Origin of the sequence: Vibrio ezurae NBRC 102218 (assembly GCF_000467185.1) — a bacterium.
Lineage (GTDB): Bacteria > Pseudomonadota > Gammaproteobacteria > Enterobacterales > Vibrionaceae > Vibrio > Vibrio ezurae.
The window spans coordinates 1-26,105 of record NZ_BATM01000009.1 but is presented as its reverse complement, the minus strand read 5'-3'; the positions used below and the strand labels follow the sequence as shown (position 1 = coordinate 26,105).

Below are 26,105 nucleotides of genomic sequence, written 5' to 3'. Positions count from 1 at the left end.
TGCTATAGCCAAACTCATTTACTTATGAATAAACAACTGCTTGAGCAGAGTTCGTATCATTGGATTCGGAAATAATATCCGCAACAAATTGAGCTTTTGAACCAAGGATTATTTGTAATCCATTCGAGCCGACACGTATGACACCCATAGCTCCAAAAGATTTGATGGCCTCATCATCAACAATTGTTAAGTCTTTCAACTCTAAACGTAGTCTTGTAATGCATGCACCAATATTGGTGATATTTGACTTTCCGCCAATTAAAGGAATGAGCTCTCGAGCTAATTCTTCGTTTGTAATATTAACGGCTTGCACTTCATTGTCATCTCTACCGACAGTTTTGAAGTTAAATTTGCGAATGGCAAAACGGAAAACGCTATAGTATATCGTCGCCATCACCGCTCCCCAAGCAATGACATAAATCCAGTTTGTATTAAACCCATCCATTGATGGCAATATTCCAAATGAAATAAAGTCAATCACTCCTGCTGAGAACGTCTTACCAATATGCACTTCTAACGCATATGTAACCGCATAAGATACACCTGCCATAATCGCTGAAAATACGTAAAGTAACGGAGCCACAAAAATGAAAGCAAATTCAACCGGTTCAGTAATCCCTGTTACAAATGATGTTAGAGCAGCTGATCCTAAAATACCGGCTGCAATCTTCTTATTTTTATCATTGGCTTCGTGATACATTGCCAAACAAGCAGCAGGAAAAGCGAACATATAAATAGCAAAGTTACCAGATAGAAACTTCCCAGCAGATTGATACTCATCAGTAGAGAAGTTTCGAACACCGTCCTCAAGCATCTTGAACCAAATAGTATGGTCACCATTTACGATAGCACCTGATGCAGAAGTATATTCACCAAAAGAGAACCAATAAGGGCTATAGAAGATATGATGGAGGCCAACAGGAATCAATGCTCTCTCCATAAAGCCATAAATGAAAGTAGAGACATACATATTACCGCCATTAGCCATATGAGAAAGAGCGTCAATTCCCGACTGTATGTACGACCAAATATGAGGTAAAACAAGACCTATTAAGAACGCAGCAAAAGCCGTAACGATAGGAACAAAACGCTTACCAGCAAAAAATCCAAGGAAATCTGGTAGCTTAGTATTGAAGAACTTTTGATACATTACTGCCGCAAGAACACCCGCAATCAGGCCACCGAATACTCCCGTTTGCAGAGATGGAATCCCCATTACCATCGCATATTTACCACCAGCAATAGCCATTTCCGGGGTAATCCCCAAAAATGTCCCCATTGTTGCATTCATTACCAACATAGCAACAATAGCGGCTAGTGCTGCAATTCCAGATTCTTTTGTTAAACCAACGGCAGCACCTACAGCAAATAATAACGATAAATTATCAAATATAATTCCCCCTGCTCTCATCATAAGGGGTAGATCAAACTTGGCACCAAACGCTAGCAATAAACCAGCGGCTGGAAGTATTGATATTGGGAGCATCAAAGCTTTCCCAATAGAAGAGAGGCGAGATAATGCACTCTTAAGGTTGTTGAACATAGTTATAATCCTTTTTAGTTTCACGTTTCATCAAAGGTAAAATAGCACTACAAATTATGTTCAAGGTTACATATAGCTATCAGTTTGTAAGTTATTCACTTACAAACTGATAGTTGATAAAAGTATTATCTAAAGTAAGAATTATGACCTAGTTTAGTCTCTTCACTCGAATGCTTAATAAGCGATGAATGACCTTTTGAGTGTCGATTGATTCGTCAAGAAAGTATCGATATACCTCATTAGCGACTGCATTTTGAATGACGGGATCAACCGCCATTGAATCTACAATACTAGGCACAATAGCATTATCTCTTTTTGCTTGATGGTAATCTAAATAGGATTTTTTCTGGCATTCAGAGAAATCATCAATCGATATATTATGCTGAGCAGGAATACTACCCTTTCTTTTATTCATTTCTTTTATAAATAAAGGAGAAGATATGTTCTCTAAAATACTCTCTGGAAACTGTTCTTTTTCTGAAAACTTCTTAAAGAAAACTAAGCTATCGGAGTTATAAATAAAACCTGGTTTTATCGAAGGAAATGGCACGCACAAAATATGTTCTGGAATATCACCTTTATTATTTAACATTTCACCCAGAGCCCAGTCTCCCGTAAACTGAAAAGCTCTATCACCACGAATTAAAGCTGCTACACCTTCGTCCCATGTCATAGTAGGTAATAAGGAGGCATTAATTTTGCTAATTTCCCTAAAACGTTTAAATACAAGTTCTGTTGTTTCGCTTCCAAGAGAATTCTCATCAAGATCTACAAATGCTTTCATATAATAATCTGGACCACCAACACCAAATGCGATATTTTCGAACAATTGAACTATTTGCCATTGATCATTACCTAAAGCAATTGGTTCTACTCCTGAACTTTTTAAGGTCTTTAAGATATTAATTAATGAATCCCAATTATGCGGAACGTCTAGATCAAATTTGGTTAATACTTCATTATTAATCCACATCCAATTTAATCGATGAATATTTAATGGGATTGCAACATACTTACCATTATATTTATTTATACTTTTTATATCATCATATAGAAATTTATCCCATGTATTTATTTCCGAAATATCATCTAATTCCAATAGAAAGCCTAAAGCAGCCCAAGAAGAAATAGCAGGGCCCTCCATCAAAGCCATGTTAGGGGGGTTACCCGCAATAGTTCTAAATTGCAGTGTACTTTTCGCTACTTTCCCACCTCCGCCGACTATCGGGTCACTTTTAATAACGTATTGAGAATCATAAAATCTACCTTCGATTACAGATAGTGCTGATAATTCACCTTTTGAGGTCCACCAATGTAAAAACTCAATTTCTTCTGAAAAAGCACTACTTGATAAAAACAATAGAAGTCCAACTAATTTATTCATCGTTATTTCACACTTTCCAATGTAATTTGAACAACCAGTCCTTCATCTTTTGCGTTAGACAACATAATGTCTCCACCATGGTTACGCGCTATATTTCTAGCAATGGAAAGACCCAAACCACTAACATCAACAGACAATGGCTCTAAGCGACTATAGGGTTTAAATACTTCTTCAAACTTATCTGTTGGTATTCCTTCTCCATAGTCGCGTATAGCAATCGAAGTAAGTTTGCCCTTCATTACAACTGAAATATCCACTTTATTTCCATATTTAACACCATTTTCAATTACATTTGATATGCACCGCTTTATTGCCAATGGTTTCCCGAAAATTTCGACATCACTATTGTATTCTATGTAAACCTTACGCCCATTTTGATTATGTATTTCAGAACATAAAGTAATAACATCGATTATATCAACCCACTCTAACTCTTCATGTATACCTTCGTCTTTTAAACACTGTAATGCTCCATTCAGCATAAGCTCCATATCTTTGAGTAACTTTTCGAATCGTACGCGAGTTTTTTCATCTGGTAGCATTTCAGTTCTGAGTTTTAAACAGGCTAATGGTGTTTTAATATCATGAGATACAGCGTTAAAGAATAGCTCTCTATCTCTCAAATAAGATTTAATTCTGTAGTTCATCTTGTTGAATGCATGAATCGCTGCTCGTGTTTCAGCGCTTCCCTCCTCCTTGATCTGATCAACTTCTAATTGCGCACTCATCAAAGATGCCGATTTGGCTAAAGAACGAAAAGGACGAACTTCTTTTTGCGTTACAATATAAGAAACAAATGACAAAAGGATCGTAACTATCAAGAAAAACAACAACTGCTTACTTTCAATAATAACATTTGTGATCGAACTAAAAGATAAAGGCAAAACAGTAGCCATGTATAACCAGTGGCCATCATCTAATTTTTTTTGGATTACAACTATAGGTAAATCAAGTTCACCTAAAACTAAAGTATAATCTCTCCACAGCGCAGGAAGATCATCTATTTTTATTTTTGAATCAAAAACAACTAAATCTTCTCGTTTGGTGATAACTACCGATGTATCACTTTGGTAATTCAGTTTGTCATATAAAAGAGCGGTTGAGTTAAATTCAATGTCTTGAACTATTGGATAGTTTTCTAGTGGTTTGATATCGATGTAGTGATTATTTACAGATATAAAAAATCGCGTCCCTCCGATATTTCTCAATTGTTCAAGAACCAAGTGTCTATAGTTTAATGGTAAATCTACAAAGTAATTTATTGTATCGGCGGCTGATAGGGTTATTGCAGACATGGCACTCCATGCTGATTCCTTTTTGGAATTAGAAGTACTTGTATACCAAATAGTGCCCACAAAAAATTCTGCCAATAGGATAACAGTAAGCATGGAAAAGGTAATACGGGACACCATAGATTGGAAATGAAATTTAGCAAACATTGAAGCACTAATACTCCATCTCTTCAGAAACAAACATATAGCCCTGATTTCGCAAACTCATAATGACACTTCTATCGTGATCACCTATCTGTTTTCTTAGGCGACTGATCTGAACATCAATACCTCGCTCAAGTGGTTCTGCATTACGACCCCATAAAGCCTGTGCTATGTCATCCCGAGTGAGAAGTTTGTTCGGAGAGCTCAACATTAAAGTTAAAAGATTAAAATCAGAACCAGAAAGAACAACAATTTCATCATTAGTACCGACTAGATTTCGTTTTAAAGTATCAAACTTCCACCCCATAAATTGAATATAACGTGAGGTTTGTTTACTAGTGTAACTTGAGCGCCTAAGTAGCGCTTTTATTCTCGCTAGTAACTCTCTGGGGTTAAATGACTTCGTAATGTAATCATCCGCACCTATCTCTAACCCTGCAATACGGTCAGCATCATCGGTAACCGCGGTTAGCATAATGATTGGAACTTGCGATGAACGTCTTAATTTCTGACAAAGAGTTAGGCCGTCATCGCCGGGTAACATGATATCGAGAATAATAAGATCAGGAGATACCGTCTCTAAGATTTGCCACATCTGGCCACCATGAAGTGCAGTCAAAACATTAAAATTGGCAATTTCTAGATATTCACTCAGTGCATCAAGAACTTCTTGACTATCATCAACGATTAAAACAGTTCGCTTGTCCAAGTAAGTACCTCATCTCATAGTATCTATCTGATACTTAAGATTTTACCTTTTCGGATCTGTCCCGTATTAAGCAACAGCTTGAATTGTGATACTGAACTTAAAAACTGACAATTTCTAAGATGTGACCATTCCCTAAAATATGTGTTTACAACTTGACCAACGAATAGACCTTACAAATTACTTACAAATCACCTACAAATTACTTACAAATATCAAGGTTGTTTTTTGTACAATTGTACCTGCTATATGACACCAATTAAAAAGTAATACTTCAAAACTCAGGAGAATGTAATGAATAAAAAGACACTAATGCTTGGTATTAGCTCAATCTTGTTTTCAAGCACTATTTATGCTGAGCAATATAGGATTATAAGTCCCCATCCAGATGATGCATTACTCGTTTTTGGTGGGTACCTATCGAGCCTGAATTTAAATAATGATTCCGATGAAAGAATCGTTGATGTAATGTTCAGTACATCAAATTACTCCACAAATCATTTGGACGTATTAACTAACAAAAGAATTTCAACCGTTAGCCACCTAAGGTATATCGAAGACTATGATGCACTAACAGATTTATTCGAAAGCTGGGATAATTTTAAATATAGAAACTATGGATATTACGATGCACCTCTTAGGTTATATGAAGGTGACCTTACGGCCGGTGGAGGGCCTGCTGGTACTTTTAAAAACTTTAGACAAGTCGAAATAGATACATTTAACATGATGGTGCATAGCTTTGAATCAATTCTAAAAAATGAGAACTGTACTCTTTTAGTACCAATAGCAAATGGCCTTCATATAGACCACTTTATGACAAAGGAAGCTGTTATTACAGCAGCTTATAGGCTTGCAGAACAGGCAAAATGCAAAATAATTTTTGGACAAGATCAGCCATATACAAATGCAAACCCAAACAACACAGATACTGAAATAGATGCGCTACGCTCACGTTTACCAGCCAACGCTATTTCTGAAATGACATATGATGTGCCGATCGAATCAGGCACAACTGAAAATATTAAACTTTACAAATTTAAACGATACTATTTTACTCAGTATGATGATGGCTATCTAGAGCCACTAAAATCTAATTTAACCGAGGTTGTATATATTTGGGATCCATCTACATATGGAACAATAAAATCTCATGCAGATTGTGACGGATCTGACTACTGTAGACTAGCGTTATAAATATACCTATATAGACGCTACTTAAGCAGTAGTCCAATCCTAGTTTGTATATTGTGGTCAAGTAAAATTGGCCACAATTTTATAAGTTTCTCAGCAAAGCCTCTTTGATTCGCCCTGTGTGAGATCACCATTGTATTGGTACAGCCTGATTTGGCTGTAGTATTTAATGATATACCCAACTATGATTTTCTAAGCTTCTGAAGAACTACTCCATTGGGCTATTGACGCTCCTATGTCAAGATAGACTCGCCAGATCTTTCAATATCAGTGGGAATAGTTTTCTCACAATATAGTGCTTTAGGATGCAAGTTATTTCCTTAGTTGATAAACCCTCTGCTATTCGTCGTGCAACATAGCCTTTTGCTCTAGGATCACTACGCATTCTAACCACAGCTACACAGTCCAGAGGGCACTATTCGCTCTGCGGCAACCACCTCGACTCAACCTATGACGGGTAATTTATCCCGATGAAGCAAGAATTGGATAACCCCACATAATGCTACAAAGCACGCTTAGAAAGTTTCTTATTGGTGTTTACCCTTGCACTCACCATGTCGGGAGCTACCTTGGCGAGCAAAGGCACAATGAAATCACCCTAATAATGACTTTCGCAAGCAAATTATTGGTTCTTTACAACCTTGCTATGGCTTTAGTATTGCTTGTAAACGCTTCTTGAATCACTCTACTGCTAAGTAGCGACTCCTTGCTCCAACACTGGTTATCACTAGCGATGTGGGTACTCCCATTTAGCTACGCACCACTTGAGTTGTGTATGTTGGTTGGCTTCTGCATTTAACGCTATAGGTAAGCCTAAACAAGCATTGAAAGTGTCAATTGCGAGATTATTCTTATTTTATGTACCTACTGCTTGGCTTGGCTCTGCAACAGGCTATATTATCAATGCAGTTTACGCAGCCTTTGTAGCTAACGCTTTGGCGAGTACTTATGCGTGGATAAAATTGAAGGAGGGCCATTTCCATCCCCATTGTCGCGACAGAACTTATTGATGTATAAGTTATTTTATTAAGAGAGGTTCGAGTAAGATTGAACCACAAAGAATTTCACCTAATATAAAGCCCCTTGGTTAAATTCTCCCACATCACCGAGAAGAAAAAATAATATCCCCATAATAGGCTTCGGCATGCCCGCCACTATTATCCGTATCCGTCATAATCGCCACTATATCGATATAACGGTAGCTTTTTTGATTGGCACTTTTGCGGCCTTTGTCACCAAATACAGCGATTAAATCTTGATAGATATTTTGCTTCTGCTGATACCACTCGCCTATCTTTGAGCTTTTGTCTTGCAATGACCACATTTTTACATTGCTGCCTGCGAAGGGATTGTCCCAAATCTGACCTTTTTCTTGGGCGCTTGACCATACGTAGCTGATGGATTTAGTGCTCCAAAACATCATTCCGCCGTCAATTACGATATATATTCTGGCAGCAAAGTCATCGCCCTCTTTTTGGGTTTCATCCACCTCATCTAAAGGGGTTTTGATTGCCCAAGACCAATTCATAAAAGGGGTAGCTAATAGATCAATTCGTTTTTTTATTATTAACCCAGAGGCGGAATGATGACTATTGGCGAAAATGGCGGGCTGCGCTAGATACTCGGTGACATCGTAACGCGTGTTATCAGACAGTGTCTTGCTCTGCCAGTTTTTCATTCCGTTGTGGGCAATATCGGTAAGGTGAATCGAATCATCAGCTCGCACATCAGTGCCATTGAGAATAAGTCCAAGTAATAATGCAGGCTTAATGTAACCTTGGTATCCGTTCATCCAATAACCCTTGGTGATCTCAATAGGCTGGGCAAAATCAGCATTTCTGCGTTGCCTCAAGCTCGTGCATGATATTCATCTGCGCGAAATGGTGTCTATTTAAGATAGCACTCTATTTACGCTAACCCTTGGTATCTATTGATAAATTGAGGGCTGTGCGCTGTTTAAAAAAATTGAAAGGTGTTTTTGAAAAAACTGACTCACCCATAATTTGCCTGTATACTTTAGCTAAAATTATATCAATACAAGGACTAGGATGGACAAATCCACTCGACCTGAAGCCGTATCATCGGTTCTAAAGGTGTTTAGCATTTTACAAGCATTGGCCGAGCAAAAAGACATTAGTGTTTCTGAATTATCTCAACGTTTAATGATGTCCAAGGCAACAACCTATCGATTCTTGCAAACGATGAAGACGCTAGGCTTTGTCTCTCAAGAGGATGAAACCGAGAAATACGCCCTAACACTCAAGCTATTTGAGTTGGGTGCAAAAGCACTTGAGTATGTTGATCTTATTGATATTGCAGACAAAGAGATGCATGAAATATCACAACAAACTAATGAGACCGTCCATCTAGGTGCTCTTGATGAAGGTGCGATTATTTATCTGCACAAAATTGATTCTAGTTATAACTTACGCATGCATTCACGAGTAGGTAGACGTAACCCTCTATACAGTACAGCTATTGGCAAAGTATTGCTTGCGGGTAAATCTAATCAAGATGCGATAGCGCTTCTTAAAACCGTAGAGTTTGTTCAACATACTGAAAAAACGCATCAAAACATCCAGCAACTGATGGATGAAGTAGAAGTGGTGAAAACTCAGCACTTTGGCGAAGACAACGAAGAGCAAGAGCCGGGATTACGCTGTATTGCCGCCCCTATTTATGACCGCTTTGGCAATACGATTGCATCGGTCTCTGTGTCGTTTCCTACCGTCCGTTTTGATATTGAGCGCAAGCCACAATATGTCGCTATGTTACAAGCAGCAGGTAAGCGTATTTCGGAGCAGCTGGGCTATCATGATTACCCAAGTATTGAAGCGAATTAAGTCGCGATATGAATAAGACGAAACCAGAGCAATTTATGCTCTGGTTTTTTATGCACCGCTTTCATACACAATAACACCTTTCTACTCGCACACCTCTTGCGCCACTTTCTTCACCACTTTCACCGCAGCGACCTTAAACTCAGGAATTTTTGAATGCGGATCTTTGGCGGTATTGGTCAGCCTATTTACTGGCGATTCTACAAAGTGGAATGGAATAAACACTACCCCTTGTTGCATTCGCTTAGTGACAAATGCGGCAATATCAATTTCACCTCGGCGAGTTGAGACCGTAAGCATATCGCCATTGCCAATACCTAACGCTTCGGCATCCGCGACACTGATCATGGCTCTTGGGCCCGCAAGCTTATCTAAGCCTTTGGTTTTACGAGTCATAGTGCCGGTATGGAACTGCTCTAAGATGCGCCCTGTGGTCAAAATTAACGGATACTCCTCATCAGGAAGCTCCGCTGCATAACGAAACGGAATCGCCTCCATCTGCCCTCGCCCACGAATAAATTGCTCTTTATGCATGATGCGAGTGCCTTGCGGATTATTTTTGTTACTTGGCCAATGTTTGCCATTGGCGGGGATAGCGTCCCAGCCGAGTCCCGCATATTGCGGGGTCACTCGCGTGATCTCATAGGTGATGTCACTGACACTTTGATAGTTCCAACCGCCGCCCATAGCATTGGCGATTTTTTGGATAATCACCCAATCTTCTAATGCTTCACCCGGCGGATTGACCACAGGATTTAATCGCTGTACGCGACGTTCGGTATTGGTGAAATGACCTGATTTTTCGGCAAAAGAACACGATGGTAATACCACATCAGCGTACTCGGCAGTTTCCGTGAGGAAAATATCTTGCACCACTAAGAAGTCTAATGACTCAAGTCCTGCTAATACGTGAGTTTGGTCTGGGTCGCTCAGCGCAGGGTTTTCACCCATAACATACAAACCGCGCACTTCACGTTTGCACGCTGCATCAATGATTTCCGTTAGGGTTAAACCAGCTTCATTGGGTAAATCAGGCGCGTTCCATTCCATCGCAAACTTTTGATGTATCAGTGGGTTATATACCTTTTGATAACCAGGGAAGTTATTTGGCAGCGCTCCCATATCACAAGCCCCCTGCACATTGGACTGACCGCGTAGCGGGTTAATACCGCCACCTTCAATGCCAATGTTGCCACACAGCAATTGCAGATTGGCAATAGAACGAACGTTGTCATGCCCGGTCGTATGTTGGGTAATGCCCATAGCGTAATACACGGCGGTGCGTTTCGCCGTTCCTATCATACGAGCCATGGCATAAATATCGCTGGCTTTAATGCCAGTGACTAACTCCACTTTATCTAGTGCGTAGCTTGGCGACATCACCTCTTGCAACAAGGTATCAAAGCCGTCTACCCGCTCCTCGATATACGCCATGTCATGCCAGCCGTTTTTGATGATCTGTTGCATCACACCGTTTAACAGCATCACATCCGTGCCGGGTCTTTGCGCCAGATACAGCTCAGCATGGTCGGCTAAGCCAATTTTCTTAGGATCAGCCACAATCAAACGCGCGCCTTTATGGCGAATTGCTTGCTTGATATGTGAGGCAATTATTGGGTGAGCGGCCGTAGTATCAGAACCAATCACAAAAATCACATCTGAATGTTTGATACTCGGAATATCATTGGTCATAGCCCCACTGCCGAGTGAAGCTTCCAAACCCGTTACAGTTGAAGCGTGGCATAGGCGAGCACAGTGATCCACATTGTTGGTTCCAAGCTCTCGACGAACAAACTTTTGAAACGCATAGTTATCTTCATTGGTGGTTTTTGCCGAAGAAAATCCCGCTAACGCATTGCCACCATAAGTCTGTTTGATGGTGCTAAATTTATTGGCAATCAGCGCAATGGCTTCTTCCCATGACGCGGGTTGCAATCGGCCATCTTTGCGAATCAACGGGGTGGTTAAACGCGCATCACTGCCGACAAAATCAAAACCAAATCGACCTTTAACGCACAGCATTCCTTCGTTGACCGGAGAATTGCCGCCTTTTACATAGCGAATCTGATTGCTCTGCTCATCGACGTGCATGCTGACTTTGCACCCTACTCCGCAGTAAGTACAAATGGTATCAACCACTTTTAAGGTTTCGATGCGCCCTTGCGCTCTATCACGCGCATCCATAATTGCGCCAGTCGGACACACCTGCACGCACGCACCGCATTGAACGCAATTTGAATCGCCCATCAGAGTTTGGTTATCACCAAAGTTAGGGCGACATTCAGGACGTGAAGCCGGACGGCCGCCCTTGTCGGTCATAAAGCTAAGTACGCCATGCACCGCTTGGTCGCTACAGGCTTGTACACACTGCCCGCAACTGATGCAGCGGTTGGCATCAAAGACAATAAATTCTGAACTGCTATCGACACTGAATTTTTGGCGAGTATCACGAGTGCGAACCGCTTGCCAATCTGCATCGGATTTGATTTCTATCGCATCCTCAAATGATTGCAACGCGCCATATTCGGTGGAGTAATCACGAAGGTCGCATTCTGTATTTGCCTGACAACCACACTCTAAACAGCGCGCCGCCTCTGCCATTGCTTCGCGATTATCAAAGCCTAATTCAACTTCAGCAAAGCTTTGCTCGCGCTGCTCACTGGTGAGCTCAGGCATTATTGAGCGCGCTACTTTTTGAATATTTTGAAAATGCAGTGAATCCACTTGGCGCAAGTTTTTGCCTTTACGCGAGTTAAATGGCGTCACTGGAATGTTGTGCATATCTCCGTCAAAAAAGCGGTCAATGGCTTGCGCTACAATGCGACCATCGGCCACCGCTTCCACCGCGGTTGCAGGGCCGCGACGAAAATCACCAATACTGAAAATGTTGCCCGTGCCGCTATGTAAGGTTTTAGGATCAACCTCTGCGGTATTCCAGCGGGTAAGCGGAAGCTCTAGGCTTTCATCGTCCATAAAACTGAGGTCAGGTTTTTGCGATACCGCAGCAATCACAGTATCAAACGCTTCGGTAAAAAACTCCCCCGTTGACTGTGGAGAGCGGCGACCGGATGCATCCGCAGGCCCAAGCACCATTTTTTCCAGTACGATGGCATTTACATGCCCCGCTTCATCGGCAAGGTTTTGCGACGGATTAGTCAAGAAATGAAACTTAACCCCTTCGTGCTCCGCCTCTTCAATTTCATAATCTTCCGCTGGCATTTCAGCGCGAGTACGGCGGTAAATCAAAGTAGTGTCTGCGCCATCGCGAACCGCTGTGCGCGCGCAATCAATAGCAGTATTGCCTCCGCCAATCACCGCCACTTTTTTACCGGTCACATACTGCTTGTCAGTCACATAATCTTTTAGGTAATCAACGCCCAAGTAACAACCGTTTAGATCGCTACCGCTATAATTCATTTCTACTGCTTTAGATGCGCCAACAGCCAAACACACGGCATCAAAATCGGCGCTAAGTGAAGACAAGGTAAAATCTCGACCGAGCTTTTTATCACACTCTATCGACATTCCATTGCGACACATCAGCTCAATTTCTTTGTCTAAAATATCTTTAGGTAAGCGATATTCAGGAATGCCGTAACGTAACCAGCCACCCGCGTGAGGCATAGATTCAAATACGCTGACCTGATAACCTTCATTAGAGAGATAATATCCTGCGGTCAATCCCCCCGGACCGGCACCGACAATCGCGATATGCTTATTACGATCTGGTTTTTTCGGTGCAATGTACGCTTGCTGGGCTTCAAGGTCGGCATCTGCGGCATGGCGTTTTAATTGACGAATGGCAATAGAATCATCCACTAAGCCACGGCGACATTCCGTTTCACAAAAAGCAGGACACACACGACCAATCGACAAAGGCATTGGCAACGTACGCTTGATCACTTCAATGGCTTTTTGATGATCGTTTTGCGCGATGTGATACAGATAAGATTGAATATCCACCCCTGCCGGGCAAGCGGTTTTACAAGGCGCTTCACAATCAGCATAGTGATCGGTCATGATGCGATTGAGCGCATGACGACGATGCTCGGTCAGCTCCTTAGATTGAGTAATCACGTTCATGCCACTGTAAACTTCCAGTTCACATGAGCGCTTCATACCGCTACTTTCCACTTCCACAACACAGAGATCGCAAGGAACTTTCTCGCCATGTTTATTCGCGCCACAAAGTGAAGGAATGTCAACGCCACACACCTGTGCCGCTTCAAGCAGGGTCAACCCGTCTTCAACAACTCGATATTTCCCATCTATGACAATTTGCACCATGCCAAACTCCTTCACTCAAGGCTCGCTGGCAAGCCCTTGCAATTAACACACACATAACCTTATACCGCGCAAGGTTACTTAATTCCACAATATTACTACGGAAATTAACCAAATGGTGATTTGTACGACAAATAACACACTGGTTGGAGGATCTCGATAAGCGTTGCTAAAAAAAGAGCCAGCAAAATTGCTGGCTCTTGATTCGATTTGGTGGTGCTTAGTAAAGATTACGCAAGCTTGGTACGTAAGCGTTGAGTGGCTTCCACTAAGTGTTTAAGTGACTCTTCCGTTTCGCTCCAGTTACGTGTTTTTAGTCCGCAATCTGGGTTTACCCATAAGCGTTCTACTGGGATACGTGTAGCTGCTTTTTCAATCAACTGCTCAATCCACTCCACTTCTGGCACGTTTGGTGAGTGAATATCATACACGCCTGGGCCAATTTCATTGGGATAGTTGAACTCTTCAAATGCGTTCAATAGCTCCATATTTGAACGAGAAGTTTCGATGGTGATGACGTCTGCATCAAGGGCTGCCACTGAATCAATTATCTCATTAAACTCGCTGTAACACATGTGCGTGTGGATCTGAGTTTCTGGTTTGGCGCTAGCAGCGGACACTTTAAATGCGTTCACGGCCCACTCCAAATAATGCTGATGATCGCGCGCTTTTAATGGCAACCCTTCACGAATTGCTGGCTCATCAATTTGAATAATATTGATACCTGCTGCTTCCAAATCAGACACTTCATCTTGCAAAGCGAAGGCCAATTGATTAGTGATGGTTTCTCTTGAAATATCTTCACGAGGGAAAGTCCAGCACAAGATAGTGACAGGGCCTGTTAGCATGCCTTTCATTGGTTTGTCAGTTAGCGACTGTGCGTATGTCGTCCAATCAACAGTAATTGGATGTTCACGTTCAATATCCGCCACAACGATAGCAGGCTTAACACAGCGTGAGCCGTAGCTTTGTACCCAACCAAATTGCGTAGTTTGGAAACCCGCTAGGTTCTCAGCAAAGTATTCCACCATGTCGTTACGTTCAGCTTCGCCGTGCACTAGCACATCTAGACCAATTTTTTCTTGGCGTTCAACCGTATCTTTAATAAAGCCTTGGATAATTTCAGTGTATTGCGCAGTAGAAATGTCACCACGTTTATAAGCGGCGCGTGTTTTTCTCACATCACTGGTTTGTGGGAACGAACCAATGGTGGTGGTTGGCAATAACGGCAGTTTTAACACTTCTTTTTGATGGTGAGCACGCTCAGGATAAGCCGCGCTACGCTCAGCATCTTTCGCAGTAAGACCGGCAATGCGGCGCTGTACAGATTCTTTATTTACTGACGTTGATTTGCTGCGCTCGATAATCGGTTGGCTGTATTGCTCACAATAGGCAATCGCTTGTGCGTCACCGTCTAGTGCTTTGGCAAGCCAGTTCACTTCCGCCACTTTTTGTTTAGCAAACGCAAACCAATCTTTAGTTTCGGTAGACAATTTAGTTTCGAGATCCAAATCAACCGGGCTGTGTAGCAGTGAACAAGAAGTTGCCACCCATAGGCGATCGCCTAATTTTGCTTTTGCATCTTGCAGCGCCGCCAGTTTTTCAACCAAATTCGCGCGCCATACGTTACGGCCATTGATCGTACCAGCAGATAACACCCATTGCGCTGGCAGTGCATCAACTACAGTTGACAATTGCTCTGGCGAGCTTGCGATATCGATGTGCAAACCATCCACATTAATCTCAGTGATCGTTGGCAATACATCAGTGATAGAGTCAAAGTACGTGGTCAGTAGTAATTTAAGGTTTGTTTGCAATGTTTGATACGCGCCTTTAAAGCTATCTAACCATTTTGCGTCAAGCTCAAGGGCTAAGATAGGCTCATCAATTTGCACCCACTCTACGTTAAGCTGTTCAAGTTTTGCAAAAATTGCTTGATACGCTTCTAACAGTTTCGGTAATAGTGATAAACGGTCAAAGCCTTCTTCGACTTCTTTACCTAGGTAAAGGTAGCTCAGTGGACCTAATAGTACTGGCTTAACGGTGTGGCCCTGTGCTTGCGCTTCGCTGATTTCATCAAAAAGCTGTGTCCAGCTTAGTTCAAAAGTATCGGCAGAAGAAAACTCTGGTACAAGGTAGTGATAGTTAGTGTTGAACCACTTAGTCATGTCAGAAGCCGCATGACCTGCACAACCACAGGTTGATTGAGATTGACCGCGACCGATACGAAATAGCGTATCAAGATCCGGCGTGCCATTTTGATGACGTTTTGGCACATGGCCCAGTAGAAGGCTGGTTCCTAGCACATGGTCATACCATGCAAAATCACCTGCTGTAGCAAATGACAGTTGATTGTCTTGTTGAAGCGTCCAGTTTTTTTGTCGAATCTCAGAAGCAACGTGGCGAAGTTCGTTGACGTCTGATTCGCCTTTCCAATATTTCTCTAGCGCAAATTTCAGTTCGCGTTTTTCGCCCACTCGTGGATAACCTAGAATATGTGTCGTTGTCATGATAATGCTCCCTATTAATTCGTTAAGATGTCCAGACGTCTAAAATATCTCTTGAATAAGGTTTTGATACAACATCGATTTACTCATATAGAGCATGAGGAAATTTCAGTATGGTTTATTGGGTTGGTGCAATAGATTGGTGTTTATGTACGGAAAGTGAGTTGTGTTTTCTTAATTGCTTAAGGAGTAATTCCTGATTTACACCTCCACCATTATTTAATAGCCACGAAAAATGAACACCTCTCCGAATACACAAGGCCTTTGCTATTAAAACCATAGCAACCAAGCGTTTATTCAACTATACTCCACGCTATGTTTTTAATAGCAGGTAATTCAAATGACTCACTTTAGTTATCCGGGTAAACCAGTTCGTGGTTCCGAATCCGGTAATCCAATCATGGCATTATTTGATTTACTTGGGCGTCGTTGGGCTATGGGCGTTCTATGGCAGTTATGTTCAGGGGGCCCCTGCACGTTTCGTGAGTTACAGGGTCGTTGCGAATCAATTTCTCCTGCCGTTTTAAATTCAAGAATTAAAGACTTAAGGCAAGCAAAATTGCTCGAACGTGGAGAATATGGTTATCAGGCGACAGATTTAGGAAAGCAAATCATTTCATCACTCTATCCATTAAAAAATCTCGCCGAGCAATGGGCTTGTGAACTCCAAGAAATAGAGCAAGAAAAATAAAAGCTTAACGTGCCTTTTTGTAGGCTAGCTATAACGTTACTTGCACTACAACCACCCACAATACCTTAAACGAGGAGTATTTATGTTTATTGTATCTTTAACTTATATTAGTGAAATGTCTGAAGTTGATAAGCACCTCAAAGCTCATATTGACTACCTAAATAAGTACTACGAGTTAGGTGTTTTCTTAGCTTCTGGTAGAAAAGTTCCTCGTAATGGAGGCGTTATTCTCGCGCATGCTACAAATCGCGCAGAACTAGAGGAAATTCTAAGCAATGACCCTTTTAAAATTCACAATCTAGCCCATTATGAATTAACCGAGTTTGTACTAAGCAAAACAGCACCCGAGCTTGCTTTTTTAATCCAATAATACTAATTAAAAAATCACGGTGGCTTGTTGATGAAAGATGATGACGGCGACTGTAGTAGCCTAAAACCTTATCTTAAACCGAATTATACTGTAGAAATTATAACTATTTAGAGGTCGATAGGAGACTTTATGTTTAATGCTAGCAGCAAAAAAGCGACTTCATCACCATTGTCTAATTTTGTGAAGCGTACTTCTTCCAGTGAAAAGAAAAAAGTTTATAAGAGAGTGATCGTCGCAGCTTCAGAAGCTCAAAATTCTACCATTGAGAAAGCGAAAGCAATCGATAGTTAAATACACTCTTAATCAGCACTTTTATCAAAAGACAGAGTAAAAGCTCAGATTTTCATAAACTGTATATAGAAAAAGCGCAAACAGCCTATGACCCTTTGCGCTTTTATTCATCTATTATCGTTGATTTTGCTTAAAACAGATTTGTCACATCTACCCAACGATCATTCTTACGAATCAAATCAATAATCAGCTGATAGCGACAGCCGTCTTCGAAGGTTTGGTACGGTTCAACTTCAATGCCGCTGACGTCTTTTACCAATTGCGTGGCTAGGTGTGTCCAGCTTCGCTGAGTTTCACATTCGATATCGGGTAATTGCTGATCAATGGCGCTAGGTAATGCCACTTCTTGCCACTCACCATTTTTAAATAGATATAAAGGGCCACTGCCGTAATGACCTTTGATATAGATAGAACCTTTACTACCATGAAACACAATATGATCTTCATTAAAGCGCGGAGTTAACCCGCCGTGCTTAAACAGTACCGATACTGGATTCGCAGTAGGAATACGGCTTTCCAATTGTGCCAATACTGTATATGACCATTCAACGTCACAATCACGCCATTTTAGCTCTGGGTCGTTGACATCTTTAGGGATGAAGTTACGACGTTCCGTGAAGTTGTGTACGCCTTCAACCACGGGAGCTTTGGGCATGTCGTTACGCACTTCACCACTGATAGACAAAATATTTTCACCTATTACCGAAGTCACAATGGACAATAGATGCGTGAAGTTGTTGTTTAAACGACCACCGCCCGCTTCTGTGCGATGAGACCAGCCAAACGGAATGTGTCTGTCTAGGTTAAAGTGAGAAATACATTCTACTTCGGTCGGTTCGCCAATAGCACCTTCGGCAACTAACTGCTTGGCATGTATGATTTCTGGCATATAACGGAAGCTTGATGCAAAGGCGGTTTTCACGCCTTTGTCTTTCGCTAGCTGATAAATCTCAAGCGCCGTTTCACCACTTTCGGTTAGTGGCTTGTCACAGAAAATATGGCAACCACATTCAATCGCCTGTTTAATGGCGTCGACGTGTGCACCGCCTGGGGTGGCAATGGACACAATATCAGGCTGACACTCTTGCAGAGCTTGCACCCAATTTGTACCAAAATAAGCAATGTCTAAATCTTGCGCCACTTTTGCCACAACATGTTCAGTGCGCCCAACAATACCCACAACCTCTGCACCCGCGTCACGAAACGCTTTTGCATGACCAATACCCGCAAATCCAGTACCAAATACCAATACTTTCTGAGTCATCTTCTTCTCCAATCGTTCTTTTTATTCTGCTAACACTATTATTTTGTAGATAGGTGTTACTTCAATAAGAATTCAGGGTTAGTTTACCAGTGCCACAAAGTGCCATCTTCGAGTCGGCTCACAGGTAAGTAAGAACGTTTGTATTCATATTTGGCTGCTTCTTGCTCATCAAACTCCACACCTAGACCCGGTGCATCGCTGACCAAGATCATGCCATTTTCAAGTTTCATGTCGTGTTTGAAGATGGATTGACACTCTTCATTGCCAAATCCTACAAACTCTTGAATACCAAAGTTATGAGTCGAAATATTCAGATGCATATGCGCAGCAAAACAAATCGGCGAAAGATCTGGCGCGCCATGAGGTGCAGTGCGAACGTTATACACGGCCGCAAAATCGGCAATTTTTTTCATTCCGGTAATACCACCAGCGTGAGTTGCTGCGCTGCGGATATAGTCAATCCATTGATTTTGGATAAGATCTTTACAATCCCAGATAGTGTTGTAAGTTTCACCAAGTGCCAACGGCGTCGTCGTGTGATGGCGAATCAACTTATAGTTTTCTTGGTTTTCGGCAATGGATGCATCTTCTAGGAACATCAAGTTATACGGTTCTAACATTTTGCCTAATTTTGCTGATTCAATTGGAGTCAGGCGGCTGTGCGTATCATGCAAAAATTTAGCTTTGTTACCAAAACGCTCTTTGGCTTTAGCAAATAGTTCAGGGACAAGATCAAAATATTTACTGGTAGACCAATCCTGCTCTGGTGGTAATGGGCGGTTACCTTGCAGCTCAAAATAATCTTTTTTATCTCCCAATACACCGTACGTTTCAGACAACCCAGGAATAGCCGATTGCAGACGAACCGCACTAAAGCCTTGCTCAATACATTGCGCTGCTTTGTCTAACGTATCTTCGATAGTTTCACCATTTGCGTGCGCATACAGGGTGACACCATCACGACATTTGCCCCCTAATAATTGGTATACAGGAAGTCCAGCCACTTTACCTTTAATATCCCACAACGCCATATCGATAGCAGCAATCGCCGCCATGGTAATAGGACCACGACGCCAGTACACACCCATGTAAAGGTATTGCCAGATATCTTCAATTTTGTGAGGGTCACGACCAATCAAACAAGGCTTAACGTGTTCTTCTAGATATGTAGCAACAGCCATTTCTCGACCATTTACCGTCGCATCACCCAATCCATATACGCCTTCATCTGTAATCACTTTTACAGTCACGAAATTTCGACCTGGATTAGTCACAAATACTTTAATGTCTTGGATAATCATCTTAATTCTCTCTTTAATCTTTAATTCAACTTTAAATAAGCAAGTAAACCGATTTAGTAAAACGATTTGGTAAAACGATTTGGTAAATCGGTTTACTTGCTATCATCTAGATCTACGAATAGAATGTCAACTCTCTATTTTGACGTGGTTAACAGTTTAAAAGTCCAATATGAAGAAAATACGAATTATCGATGTCGCCCAACACGCAGGAGTCTCCAAAAGTACAGTCTCTCAGTATCTCAACGGGCGCTTTGGTCATATGTCTGCGCAAACTAAGATCAAAATAGAGTCTGCGGTGAAAGAGCTCAACTATGTGCCCAATCCAATTGCCAGAAGTTTAAAGGTAGAAAAAACCAAGACTATTGGTGTGGTGCTGCGTGATATTACCGGCTTTAATACCAGCCGAGTGATGCGTGGCATTGATGACTATTGTAAAAAGCATAACTATAACGTGATGATTTATAACAGTGATTTCGATGCCAAAGCCGAAGAACGCGCTTTAATGTCCCTAAAACAAATGTGCGTTGACGGCATCATCATGAGTTCATCGGGCCTTAACTCGGCGCTGATTAAGCAATTTATTGATAGCGGCATGCCCGTAGTACAATTTCAGCTAGAATACCCCGACTGCCAAAGCCACATGGTGTTATCGAATTATCAAGAAGCCGCCTTTCAAGCCACTGAGCATTTAATTGAAATGGGTCACAGACGCATTTGCTTTGTGGCGCAAGACTTTTCGGACAACTGTTCTCGCAAAGCACGTTATCAAGGGTATGTGGATGCACTCAAAAAACACGGCTTAAGCACCAATCCTGATTTGATTTTGTATTGGGACAGAGAAAAAGGCTTTGCAGATAGCCCTGTTGAACTATTACAAAGCACTCAAGCACCCAGCGCATTTTTCACCCAGCACCTGGCGATCACAGTAGATCTACTGCAAGCGTTCAATGCTGCGAATATCCAAATCCCACAACAAGCGTCTATTATTGGATTTGATGAAATTCCTATGGTGGAGATGTTCAAAGTACCGGTATCAGTTTTACGTCAAGACGCCTACCAAATTGGTTTAGAAACCGCCAAGTTAAGCATTGAGTCTATCTTAGGCAAGCACTCTCAATTTCAGCGCACCATTGTGCCTTGTACCTTAGTCAAAAGAGATTCGGTACGAAAACTAACACAATAAAGAACGGCTACCGATACAGATTCAGAAAGCTCAGTGTTACTGGGCTTTTTTCTTTATATTTTAAGAAGATACCTCTGCCCTTATTGCATCTATTGTCACAATATTTTTAAATGGGTGCAGTGTTATACCGATCGCACGAAATAACGGGTCATTCTAGCTTGTTAAAATGCTCGTAACGGCATTTTTCCTGCGCTATTTCTGTTCACGGACTGAGTGTGATCGATATTAATTTAAGAACAGACAGTATCAAGGGGTTCACATGTACTTGGTTTTATATTGCCACAATATTGGCATGACGGATTATTCGTTTTTTGAAACTGAAGACTTTGATAAAGATGATGGCTACATCGTGCGTGGCAAATGGCCAAATGAACAAGCATTTCGCGATTACTTACCCAAAGAGTTTCCTGATCTTAGCGACTATCATATTGTAGATTTAATCGCTGAAGGGCCACAAGCTGACGGATATACACAGACCGAACTATTAGAAAAAGCACACGCACCACTATAGCAGTGGTGCGCTTTATATCTCCGTTCGACACTTCATTTACTTTCACTTTTGGAACTTGCATGTCAGAGCTAAAACGCGACATCACATTGATCGGCGGTATAGGACAAATGTCCACAACCTTGCTCGGCACTGGATTATTTATGGTTCCCGCCATTGCCGCAAGCATAGCTGGAGAGAACATTCTGTGGGCGTGGTGGCTACTGATCATTGCCGTATGCCCTATTGCATTTAGCTTTGCTGCTCTTGGCAAGCGTTACCCTAATGCAGGAGGCGCATCTTACTTTGTCAAAAAAGCGTTTGGTTCTCGACTAGAGAAAGTCATAGCTTTGCTGTTTATCAGTGTGATTCCCGTGGGCGTACCAGCGGCTATCACCATTGCTGGAGGGTTTGCACAACAGTTTCTGCCTCAAGCGATCGCCACTCCTATTGTTGCGCAGCTACTTGTCGTCGCACTGCTTATGGCCGTCAACTTCTCTGGCAGTAAAATATCCAGTCAGTTCCAAACCGCTATTGCGATAGGCATCGCACTATTGGTTGGATTATTTTTATGGTTCGGCAATATTGCTCTTTCAGATGTCACGCCCAGTGTTGCCCCGAATACCAACCATATAAGCCACCTTGGTAACGCCATCGCAGTGATGTTTTGGTGCTTTGTCGGCATTGAAGCGTTTGCGCATATGGGCGAAGAATTTAAACGACCAGAGCGAGATTACCCACTCGCCATTTTAATTGGCTGTTTAATTGCAGGCGCGGTGTATTACTTGTTCTCGACCGTAGTATTGAAGTATCACGCCTATGGTACAGAGGCGCTCAATACCACCTCCGTCCCCTACCTATCAAACTTGCTGTTTGGGCCTAAAGTCAGTTGGATAATCAGCTTAACAGGCTTTTTAGCCTGCTTTGCCACCATTAACCTTTATACACAAAGCCTGTCACGCATGTTGTGGTCTTTAGCGCGTGAGTATCGCCCTGCTAGTGCAATGACACGCCTCTCACCAAAGGGCGTACCAACAAAAGCCACAGCCATTGTCGGCATCACGCTAGCCCTATCTTGCGTGCTGGGTGATTTATCCAATATTGATGTCGAAGTATTCCTAACACTAGCAAACGGCATTTTTGTGGTGATTTACCTGTTTGCCATGCTAAGCGCAATTAAATTATTGACCGGACGAGGTCGCTATCTAGCCATACTTTCCACGGGACTGTGCGTACTGGTTTTATTCTCTATCGGAATCGCAATGAGTTACGCTCTTGGGCTATTGGTGCTTCTGTGGTTGTTTATGCCAGAGAGTAAGCTGAGAAATTAGCTAGTGATGTCATACTCGTTTGTTAGCTTTCTAAAACTCGAAATCTAACCAATCATCATTGTCTATAGAATTGCTTTCATTTTTAGTACATTGACTGGGTTCAAGTAGATTTACAAGCCTTTCACCTTGGTTCAAAAGGTGATCGTAAGTCATTATTGATAAACTCGTTAACCTTGAATTCAAGCCATGTAGCGCTTTGTGTTTTTCAGGAGACCAATCGTAAGAACGACCAATAACAATTGTTGCTCTTGGATGATATGCAACAATTTCGGGGTGATCCGCTAACCCTTTGGATGCAACATCATTAAAGACATCCATATACCTATGGCATTGACCAATTGCCTTAGAGACTTCAGAAGAAAAATAGAAATTCCGGTGAGAACTATCGTAGTTTAAAACTTCCATATTTGGGCGCTTCAACTCGATGATATCCCGAAAACCACCAATGACATTGGATAACATCAAATCTAAATGATCATGAGGGGAGATAGCTCTAACATCGTCGTTAACAACGTATGCATTACCAAATGCCCAAGGATATTCCTCACACCATTTTTGGTATATCTTTTCATCGTTTTCTTGGTTGTATAGATGGTTACGCAATTGATTAACTGCTGACTTCATGTCTTTTAGGCGGATAGAGCCTTTTAATGCATTTGCTAATTCATCAGATAGGTCTGTATTTTCCAGATGCTTAACGATTTCAGTTTGAGATAACACTGCTGTTAACGCATTTGCAACGGATTGAGGGTCATGCTCTGCTAATTGAGCTGTACCGTCATTGACACGAATTAGAAGAAAGTCGCCCTCTGTTTCATCTTTAACCGCAACGTGAGATTTAATTGCTTCATATAGTTTGAGCAACGATCCTGCTTGTAATGACACAGACTTCTCATCTACGGGGAGCCACCCAAAAGAAGTTTTGTCTTTCTTGTACGTGATGATCTTTCCAGCAAGCTCTACGCCTTGAGATTTAGTTATATAGAATGGAACAAAGTCTATTCTTGAACGCGTGGTCTCATGGATCGTTACTGGATCACTGTACCCAACGTTTCCTGACTTTGCTTGCTTTTTACCAATTGAGCCTACTGCCAAATTTACCTCCAAGCTCAAAAAAGTTAACGGGCGAAAACGCATTGCATTAAACTTAGCTTCAAGTTAATAATGCCAAGCGTTTTAGTCCCTGTTTAACACTTTGTTATGCGCCTGTACCACCAAACATATCAATGATTTCTAGCTGTTGCTTTTCTTTTGCTCGTTTTTCAAGGTATTCTTGCCTTTCTTTCTCAAGCCTTTCTTTCTCAATTTCAGCGCATTCTTTGATGCTAGCTTTATCTAGATTTAGTAAACACTTTTCAAATGCTTCGATTGTCTCCACAGAGGATATAACATCTTCCGTCGTCGGCTCGAGGCGACCATGCGCAGCCATATTTCTTAATCGACGAGCTTCGTTAAAACGTTCACTAAGTGAGTTTGGTACGACGACCCCAAACTTTTCCCAACGCCCATTGACTAAGTCTATTGTTGAAGGACGATGACGGAGGAAATTTAAGCTTGTTTTCTCTACAAATTCTTCGATTTCTTTTTCAATGTAAGTCCAAGCAGAAAGTAATGCACCCAATGGGTGTATTTTTGCTAAGTCTTTAAGTTTATCTAACTCTTGATCATTAGTTGGGTCATTTAGCTTATATTCAAGCAAATCCGATTCGTCAGCGAATTGATTGATAACTTCATCGTATTCCTGATCGTAATGAGTTTTCAGCACCTCTCGAAAAAAGCTCTCCGCGATATTCATATAGAAAATGCTAGTCAATTCGTTTGGTGAACCGAAGCGATGCTGTAGAGCATTTCTTTCATCTATCAAGAGCTCTATTTTATTCAGCAAAGGTAAGTGTATCGATTTATCTTGCAAGATCTTAAGGCAACCTTGAATAGTAATTGTTTCTTTGGGTCCTTTGTATATTGATTCACCAGCGTCAAGCACTAAGTCTTTTAAGACTAGTTCTACAGCATTTGCTAAATGCAAAATTAGTAATTTTCGGTCTAGTTCTTTCTTACCATTGTAGTGGGTTATAGAGTGACCAAGTAACTCCATAGCGCTCTGAAATAAAGGTGATTCTATCGCCAAATCCTATTCCTCATAAATTACCATCTACCCTCTTAGGGCGCATAATGAATGACATGGATTCCCCCTACCGAGAATCTGCCACACTTATGTGGTGCTTAAATACATCGGAGGCACCATGTCTGATTATTCTTATTTCTGCGGCATCGACCTAGCTAAAAACCACTTTAGTCTTCATGCGGTAGACCAAAATGGTAAAGTCATACTTAATAAGTCGGCAACCCGCTCTAAACTACTGACTACAATAGCAAATATGGCACTCATGCGTATAGACGTTAAAGCGTGTGGTGGTGCACATTATTGGGTAAGAACACTCAATAAACTGGGACACGATACCCACATTATGGCCGTTAAATATATGGTCCCTTATCGAACTAAAGGAAAGAACGACCTGAATGATACCGTTACTAAAAGAAGCAGTTCAGTGCTCTTCAACTCGCTTAATGCCCGTTAAATCTCCTGAGCAATAAGCTATATTATCAATGCATAGCATGAGAGAACATTGGTTGCACAGATAGCTCTACAGATATCGTCAGGATAGTTGAATAGGGGCTGTTTATAATGCCAAGCGTTAGGAATCAGCTTAAGGTTTTAGTTTTCTAGCAGGTTTGATTTTGCTTTCGTAAACTCAGAGTCAGTCAATAAACCACGTTCATACAAGTCAGCTAGCGATTTTAAATCAGTGACTTTAGTTTTAGGATCAGCAGGTTTTGCATATTGGTATGTGTATTCACAATTTACGTTCATAACTGCCGTAATTATATCCCGACCATGATCTACGATCGTAACGTCTTCCCAGCTTGGCTGACGCACTGATTGTCCAGTTTTAGCTACATAGTCTTGTGCTGCATCGTTAATTAGTTTCGTACACCCAATAAAGCCATCACGGCTACTTCTTACAAATTGATATTCGCTATAATGACCAGCTACAGTAAAGCCAGTATCTGTTTGTCGAATACTGAACTCATCACCATCTTTAGTGTGTACAGGTTCACCGACATGACTAGGTTTCAACGAACAACCAACCAACAAACCAGCTAAAGAAAAACTTAACAAGTTACGCATGAAATACCTCCATTTAAATCATCTGATATACTTTACCATAGCCAATATTTAGAGCAGAGCTGATAGAAAAATTAACTCTGTATAAAAATGCCAAGCGTTGTAG

General features: G+C 41.6%; 20 protein-coding genes and 1 pseudogene. 9 read left to right on the top strand and 12 right to left on the bottom strand.

From position 1 onward, the window contains the following. Nucleotides 1–22: 22 nt before the first annotated feature. The 4 genes from VEZ01S_RS05215 to VEZ01S_RS05200 form a co-directional block, all read right to left on the bottom strand. Nucleotides 23–1,543 carry a PTS transporter subunit EIIC gene (locus VEZ01S_RS05215; RefSeq protein ID WP_021712964.1) on the bottom strand — a complete coding sequence of 507 codons (1,521 nt, stop codon included), beginning with the start codon at nt 1,541–1,543 and terminating at the stop codon, nt 23–25. 148 nt (nt 1,544–1,691) lie between these two features. Continuing rightward, on the bottom strand, nt 1,692–2,927 hold the full coding sequence (locus VEZ01S_RS05210; protein ID WP_021712963.1) for an ABC transporter substrate-binding protein: 1,236 nt from the start codon (nt 2,925–2,927) through the stop codon (nt 1,692–1,694). Between the two features lie 2 nt (nt 2,928–2,929). Then, a complete protein-coding gene (locus VEZ01S_RS05205; protein WP_255209329.1) occupies nt 2,930–4,222 on the bottom strand; it encodes an ATP-binding protein in 1,293 nt (430 codons plus the stop codon). 151 nt (nt 4,223–4,373) lie between these two features. Further along, nucleotides 4,374–5,072, bottom strand: coding sequence for a response regulator transcription factor (locus tag VEZ01S_RS05200; RefSeq protein WP_021712961.1), 699 nt, complete (start codon nt 5,070–5,072; stop codon nt 4,374–4,376). 291 nt (nt 5,073–5,363) lie between these two features. Here VEZ01S_RS05200 and VEZ01S_RS05195 point away from each other — a divergent pair, with 291 nt between their 5' ends. Next, the gene (locus VEZ01S_RS05195; protein ID WP_021712960.1) at nt 5,364–6,266 is read left to right on the top strand and encodes a PIG-L family deacetylase; all 903 of its coding nucleotides are present in this window, start codon (nt 5,364–5,366) and stop codon (nt 6,264–6,266) included. Nucleotides 6,267–7,365: 1,099 nt separating this feature from the next. Here VEZ01S_RS05195 and VEZ01S_RS05190 read toward each other — a convergent pair. Next, nucleotides 7,366–8,055, bottom strand: a complete 690-nt coding sequence (locus VEZ01S_RS05190) for a DUF3047 domain-containing protein (protein ID WP_021712959.1) — start codon at nt 8,053–8,055, stop codon at nt 7,366–7,368. A gap of 256 nt (nt 8,056–8,311) precedes the next feature. On the opposite strand from VEZ01S_RS05190, the gene kdgR reads away from it, so the two are divergent. Next, nucleotides 8,312–9,106 carry a DNA-binding transcriptional regulator KdgR gene (gene kdgR, locus VEZ01S_RS05185; RefSeq protein ID WP_021712958.1) on the top strand — a complete coding sequence of 265 codons (795 nt, stop codon included), beginning with the start codon at nt 8,312–8,314 and terminating at the stop codon, nt 9,104–9,106. Nucleotides 9,107–9,187: 81 nt separating this feature from the next. Here kdgR and fdhF read toward each other — a convergent pair whose 3' ends face one another. After that, the gene (gene fdhF / locus VEZ01S_RS05180) at nt 9,188–13,390 is read right to left on the bottom strand and encodes a formate dehydrogenase subunit alpha (protein WP_021712957.1); all 4,203 of its coding nucleotides are present in this window, start codon (nt 13,388–13,390) and stop codon (nt 9,188–9,190) included. Between the two features lie 227 nt (nt 13,391–13,617). Next, on the bottom strand, nt 13,618–15,900 hold the full coding sequence (metE, locus tag VEZ01S_RS05175; RefSeq protein WP_040890235.1) for a 5-methyltetrahydropteroyltriglutamate--homocysteine S-methyltransferase: 2,283 nt from the start codon (nt 15,898–15,900) through the stop codon (nt 13,618–13,620). A 334-nt stretch (nt 15,901–16,234) separates the two neighbouring features. Between metE and VEZ01S_RS05170 the strand changes: the two genes are divergently transcribed. The 3 genes from VEZ01S_RS05170 to VEZ01S_RS16820 all read left to right on the top strand — a co-directional run bounded on the left by VEZ01S_RS05170 (nt 16,235) and on the right by VEZ01S_RS16820 (nt 17,246). After that, nucleotides 16,235–16,585: a winged helix-turn-helix transcriptional regulator gene (locus VEZ01S_RS05170; RefSeq protein ID WP_021712955.1), complete on the top strand. Its 351-nt coding sequence runs from the start codon at nt 16,235–16,237 to the stop codon at nt 16,583–16,585. A gap of 82 nt (nt 16,586–16,667) precedes the next feature. After that, on the top strand, nt 16,668–16,955 hold the full coding sequence (locus VEZ01S_RS05165; protein WP_021712954.1) for a YciI family protein: 288 nt from the start codon (nt 16,668–16,670) through the stop codon (nt 16,953–16,955). A 129-nt stretch (nt 16,956–17,084) separates the two neighbouring features. Further along, nucleotides 17,085–17,246: a hypothetical protein gene (locus VEZ01S_RS16820; protein WP_021712953.1), complete on the top strand. Its 162-nt coding sequence runs from the start codon at nt 17,085–17,087 to the stop codon at nt 17,244–17,246. A 130-nt stretch (nt 17,247–17,376) separates the two neighbouring features. Here the strand turns inward: VEZ01S_RS16820 and VEZ01S_RS05160 are convergent, their stop codons facing one another. Together VEZ01S_RS05160 and manD are read right to left on the bottom strand one after the other, a co-directional pair. Continuing rightward, complete coding sequence (locus tag VEZ01S_RS05160) at nt 17,377–18,510, bottom strand: Gfo/Idh/MocA family protein (protein ID WP_021712952.1); 1,134 nt, start codon at nt 18,508–18,510, stop codon at nt 17,377–17,379. Nucleotides 18,511–18,593: 83 nt separating this feature from the next. Then, nucleotides 18,594–19,811: a D-mannonate dehydratase ManD gene (gene manD, locus VEZ01S_RS05155; RefSeq protein WP_021712951.1), complete on the bottom strand. Its 1,218-nt coding sequence runs from the start codon at nt 19,809–19,811 to the stop codon at nt 18,594–18,596. Between the two features lie 169 nt (nt 19,812–19,980). Here manD and VEZ01S_RS05150 point away from each other — a divergent pair, with 169 nt between their 5' ends. From VEZ01S_RS05150 to yjeH, 3 genes are all read left to right on the top strand, one after another. Continuing rightward, the gene (locus VEZ01S_RS05150) at nt 19,981–20,994 is read left to right on the top strand and encodes a LacI family DNA-binding transcriptional regulator (protein WP_021712950.1); all 1,014 of its coding nucleotides are present in this window, start codon (nt 19,981–19,983) and stop codon (nt 20,992–20,994) included. A 259-nt stretch (nt 20,995–21,253) separates the two neighbouring features. Then, a complete protein-coding gene (locus VEZ01S_RS05145) occupies nt 21,254–21,505 on the top strand; it encodes a hypothetical protein (protein ID WP_021712949.1) in 252 nt (83 codons plus the stop codon). Nucleotides 21,506–21,564: 59 nt separating this feature from the next. Further along, nucleotides 21,565–22,812: an L-methionine/branched-chain amino acid transporter gene (yjeH, locus tag VEZ01S_RS05140; protein WP_021712948.1), complete on the top strand. Its 1,248-nt coding sequence runs from the start codon at nt 21,565–21,567 to the stop codon at nt 22,810–22,812. A gap of 30 nt (nt 22,813–22,842) precedes the next feature. Here the strand turns inward: yjeH and VEZ01S_RS05135 are convergent, their stop codons facing one another. Both VEZ01S_RS05135 and VEZ01S_RS05130 read right to left on the bottom strand, forming a co-directional pair. Then, nucleotides 22,843–23,907 carry a Shedu anti-phage system protein SduA domain-containing protein gene (locus VEZ01S_RS05135; protein WP_021712947.1) on the bottom strand — a complete coding sequence of 355 codons (1,065 nt, stop codon included), beginning with the start codon at nt 23,905–23,907 and terminating at the stop codon, nt 22,843–22,845. Nucleotides 23,908–24,010: 103 nt separating this feature from the next. Beyond that, a complete protein-coding gene (locus VEZ01S_RS05130; protein WP_235868498.1) occupies nt 24,011–24,940 on the bottom strand; it encodes a hypothetical protein in 930 nt (309 codons plus the stop codon). A gap of 115 nt (nt 24,941–25,055) precedes the next feature. On the opposite strand from VEZ01S_RS05130, the pseudogene VEZ01S_RS05125 reads away from it, so the two are divergent. Continuing rightward, nucleotides 25,056–25,404 (top strand): annotated as a pseudogene (locus VEZ01S_RS05125) (IS110 family transposase); the annotation flags it as partial. A 124-nt stretch (nt 25,405–25,528) separates the two neighbouring features. Here the strand turns inward: VEZ01S_RS05125 and VEZ01S_RS05120 are convergent. Next, the gene (locus VEZ01S_RS05120) at nt 25,529–26,002 is read right to left on the bottom strand and encodes an SHOCT domain-containing protein (protein ID WP_021712944.1); all 474 of its coding nucleotides are present in this window, start codon (nt 26,000–26,002) and stop codon (nt 25,529–25,531) included. Nucleotides 26,003–26,105 lie beyond the last annotated feature (103 nt).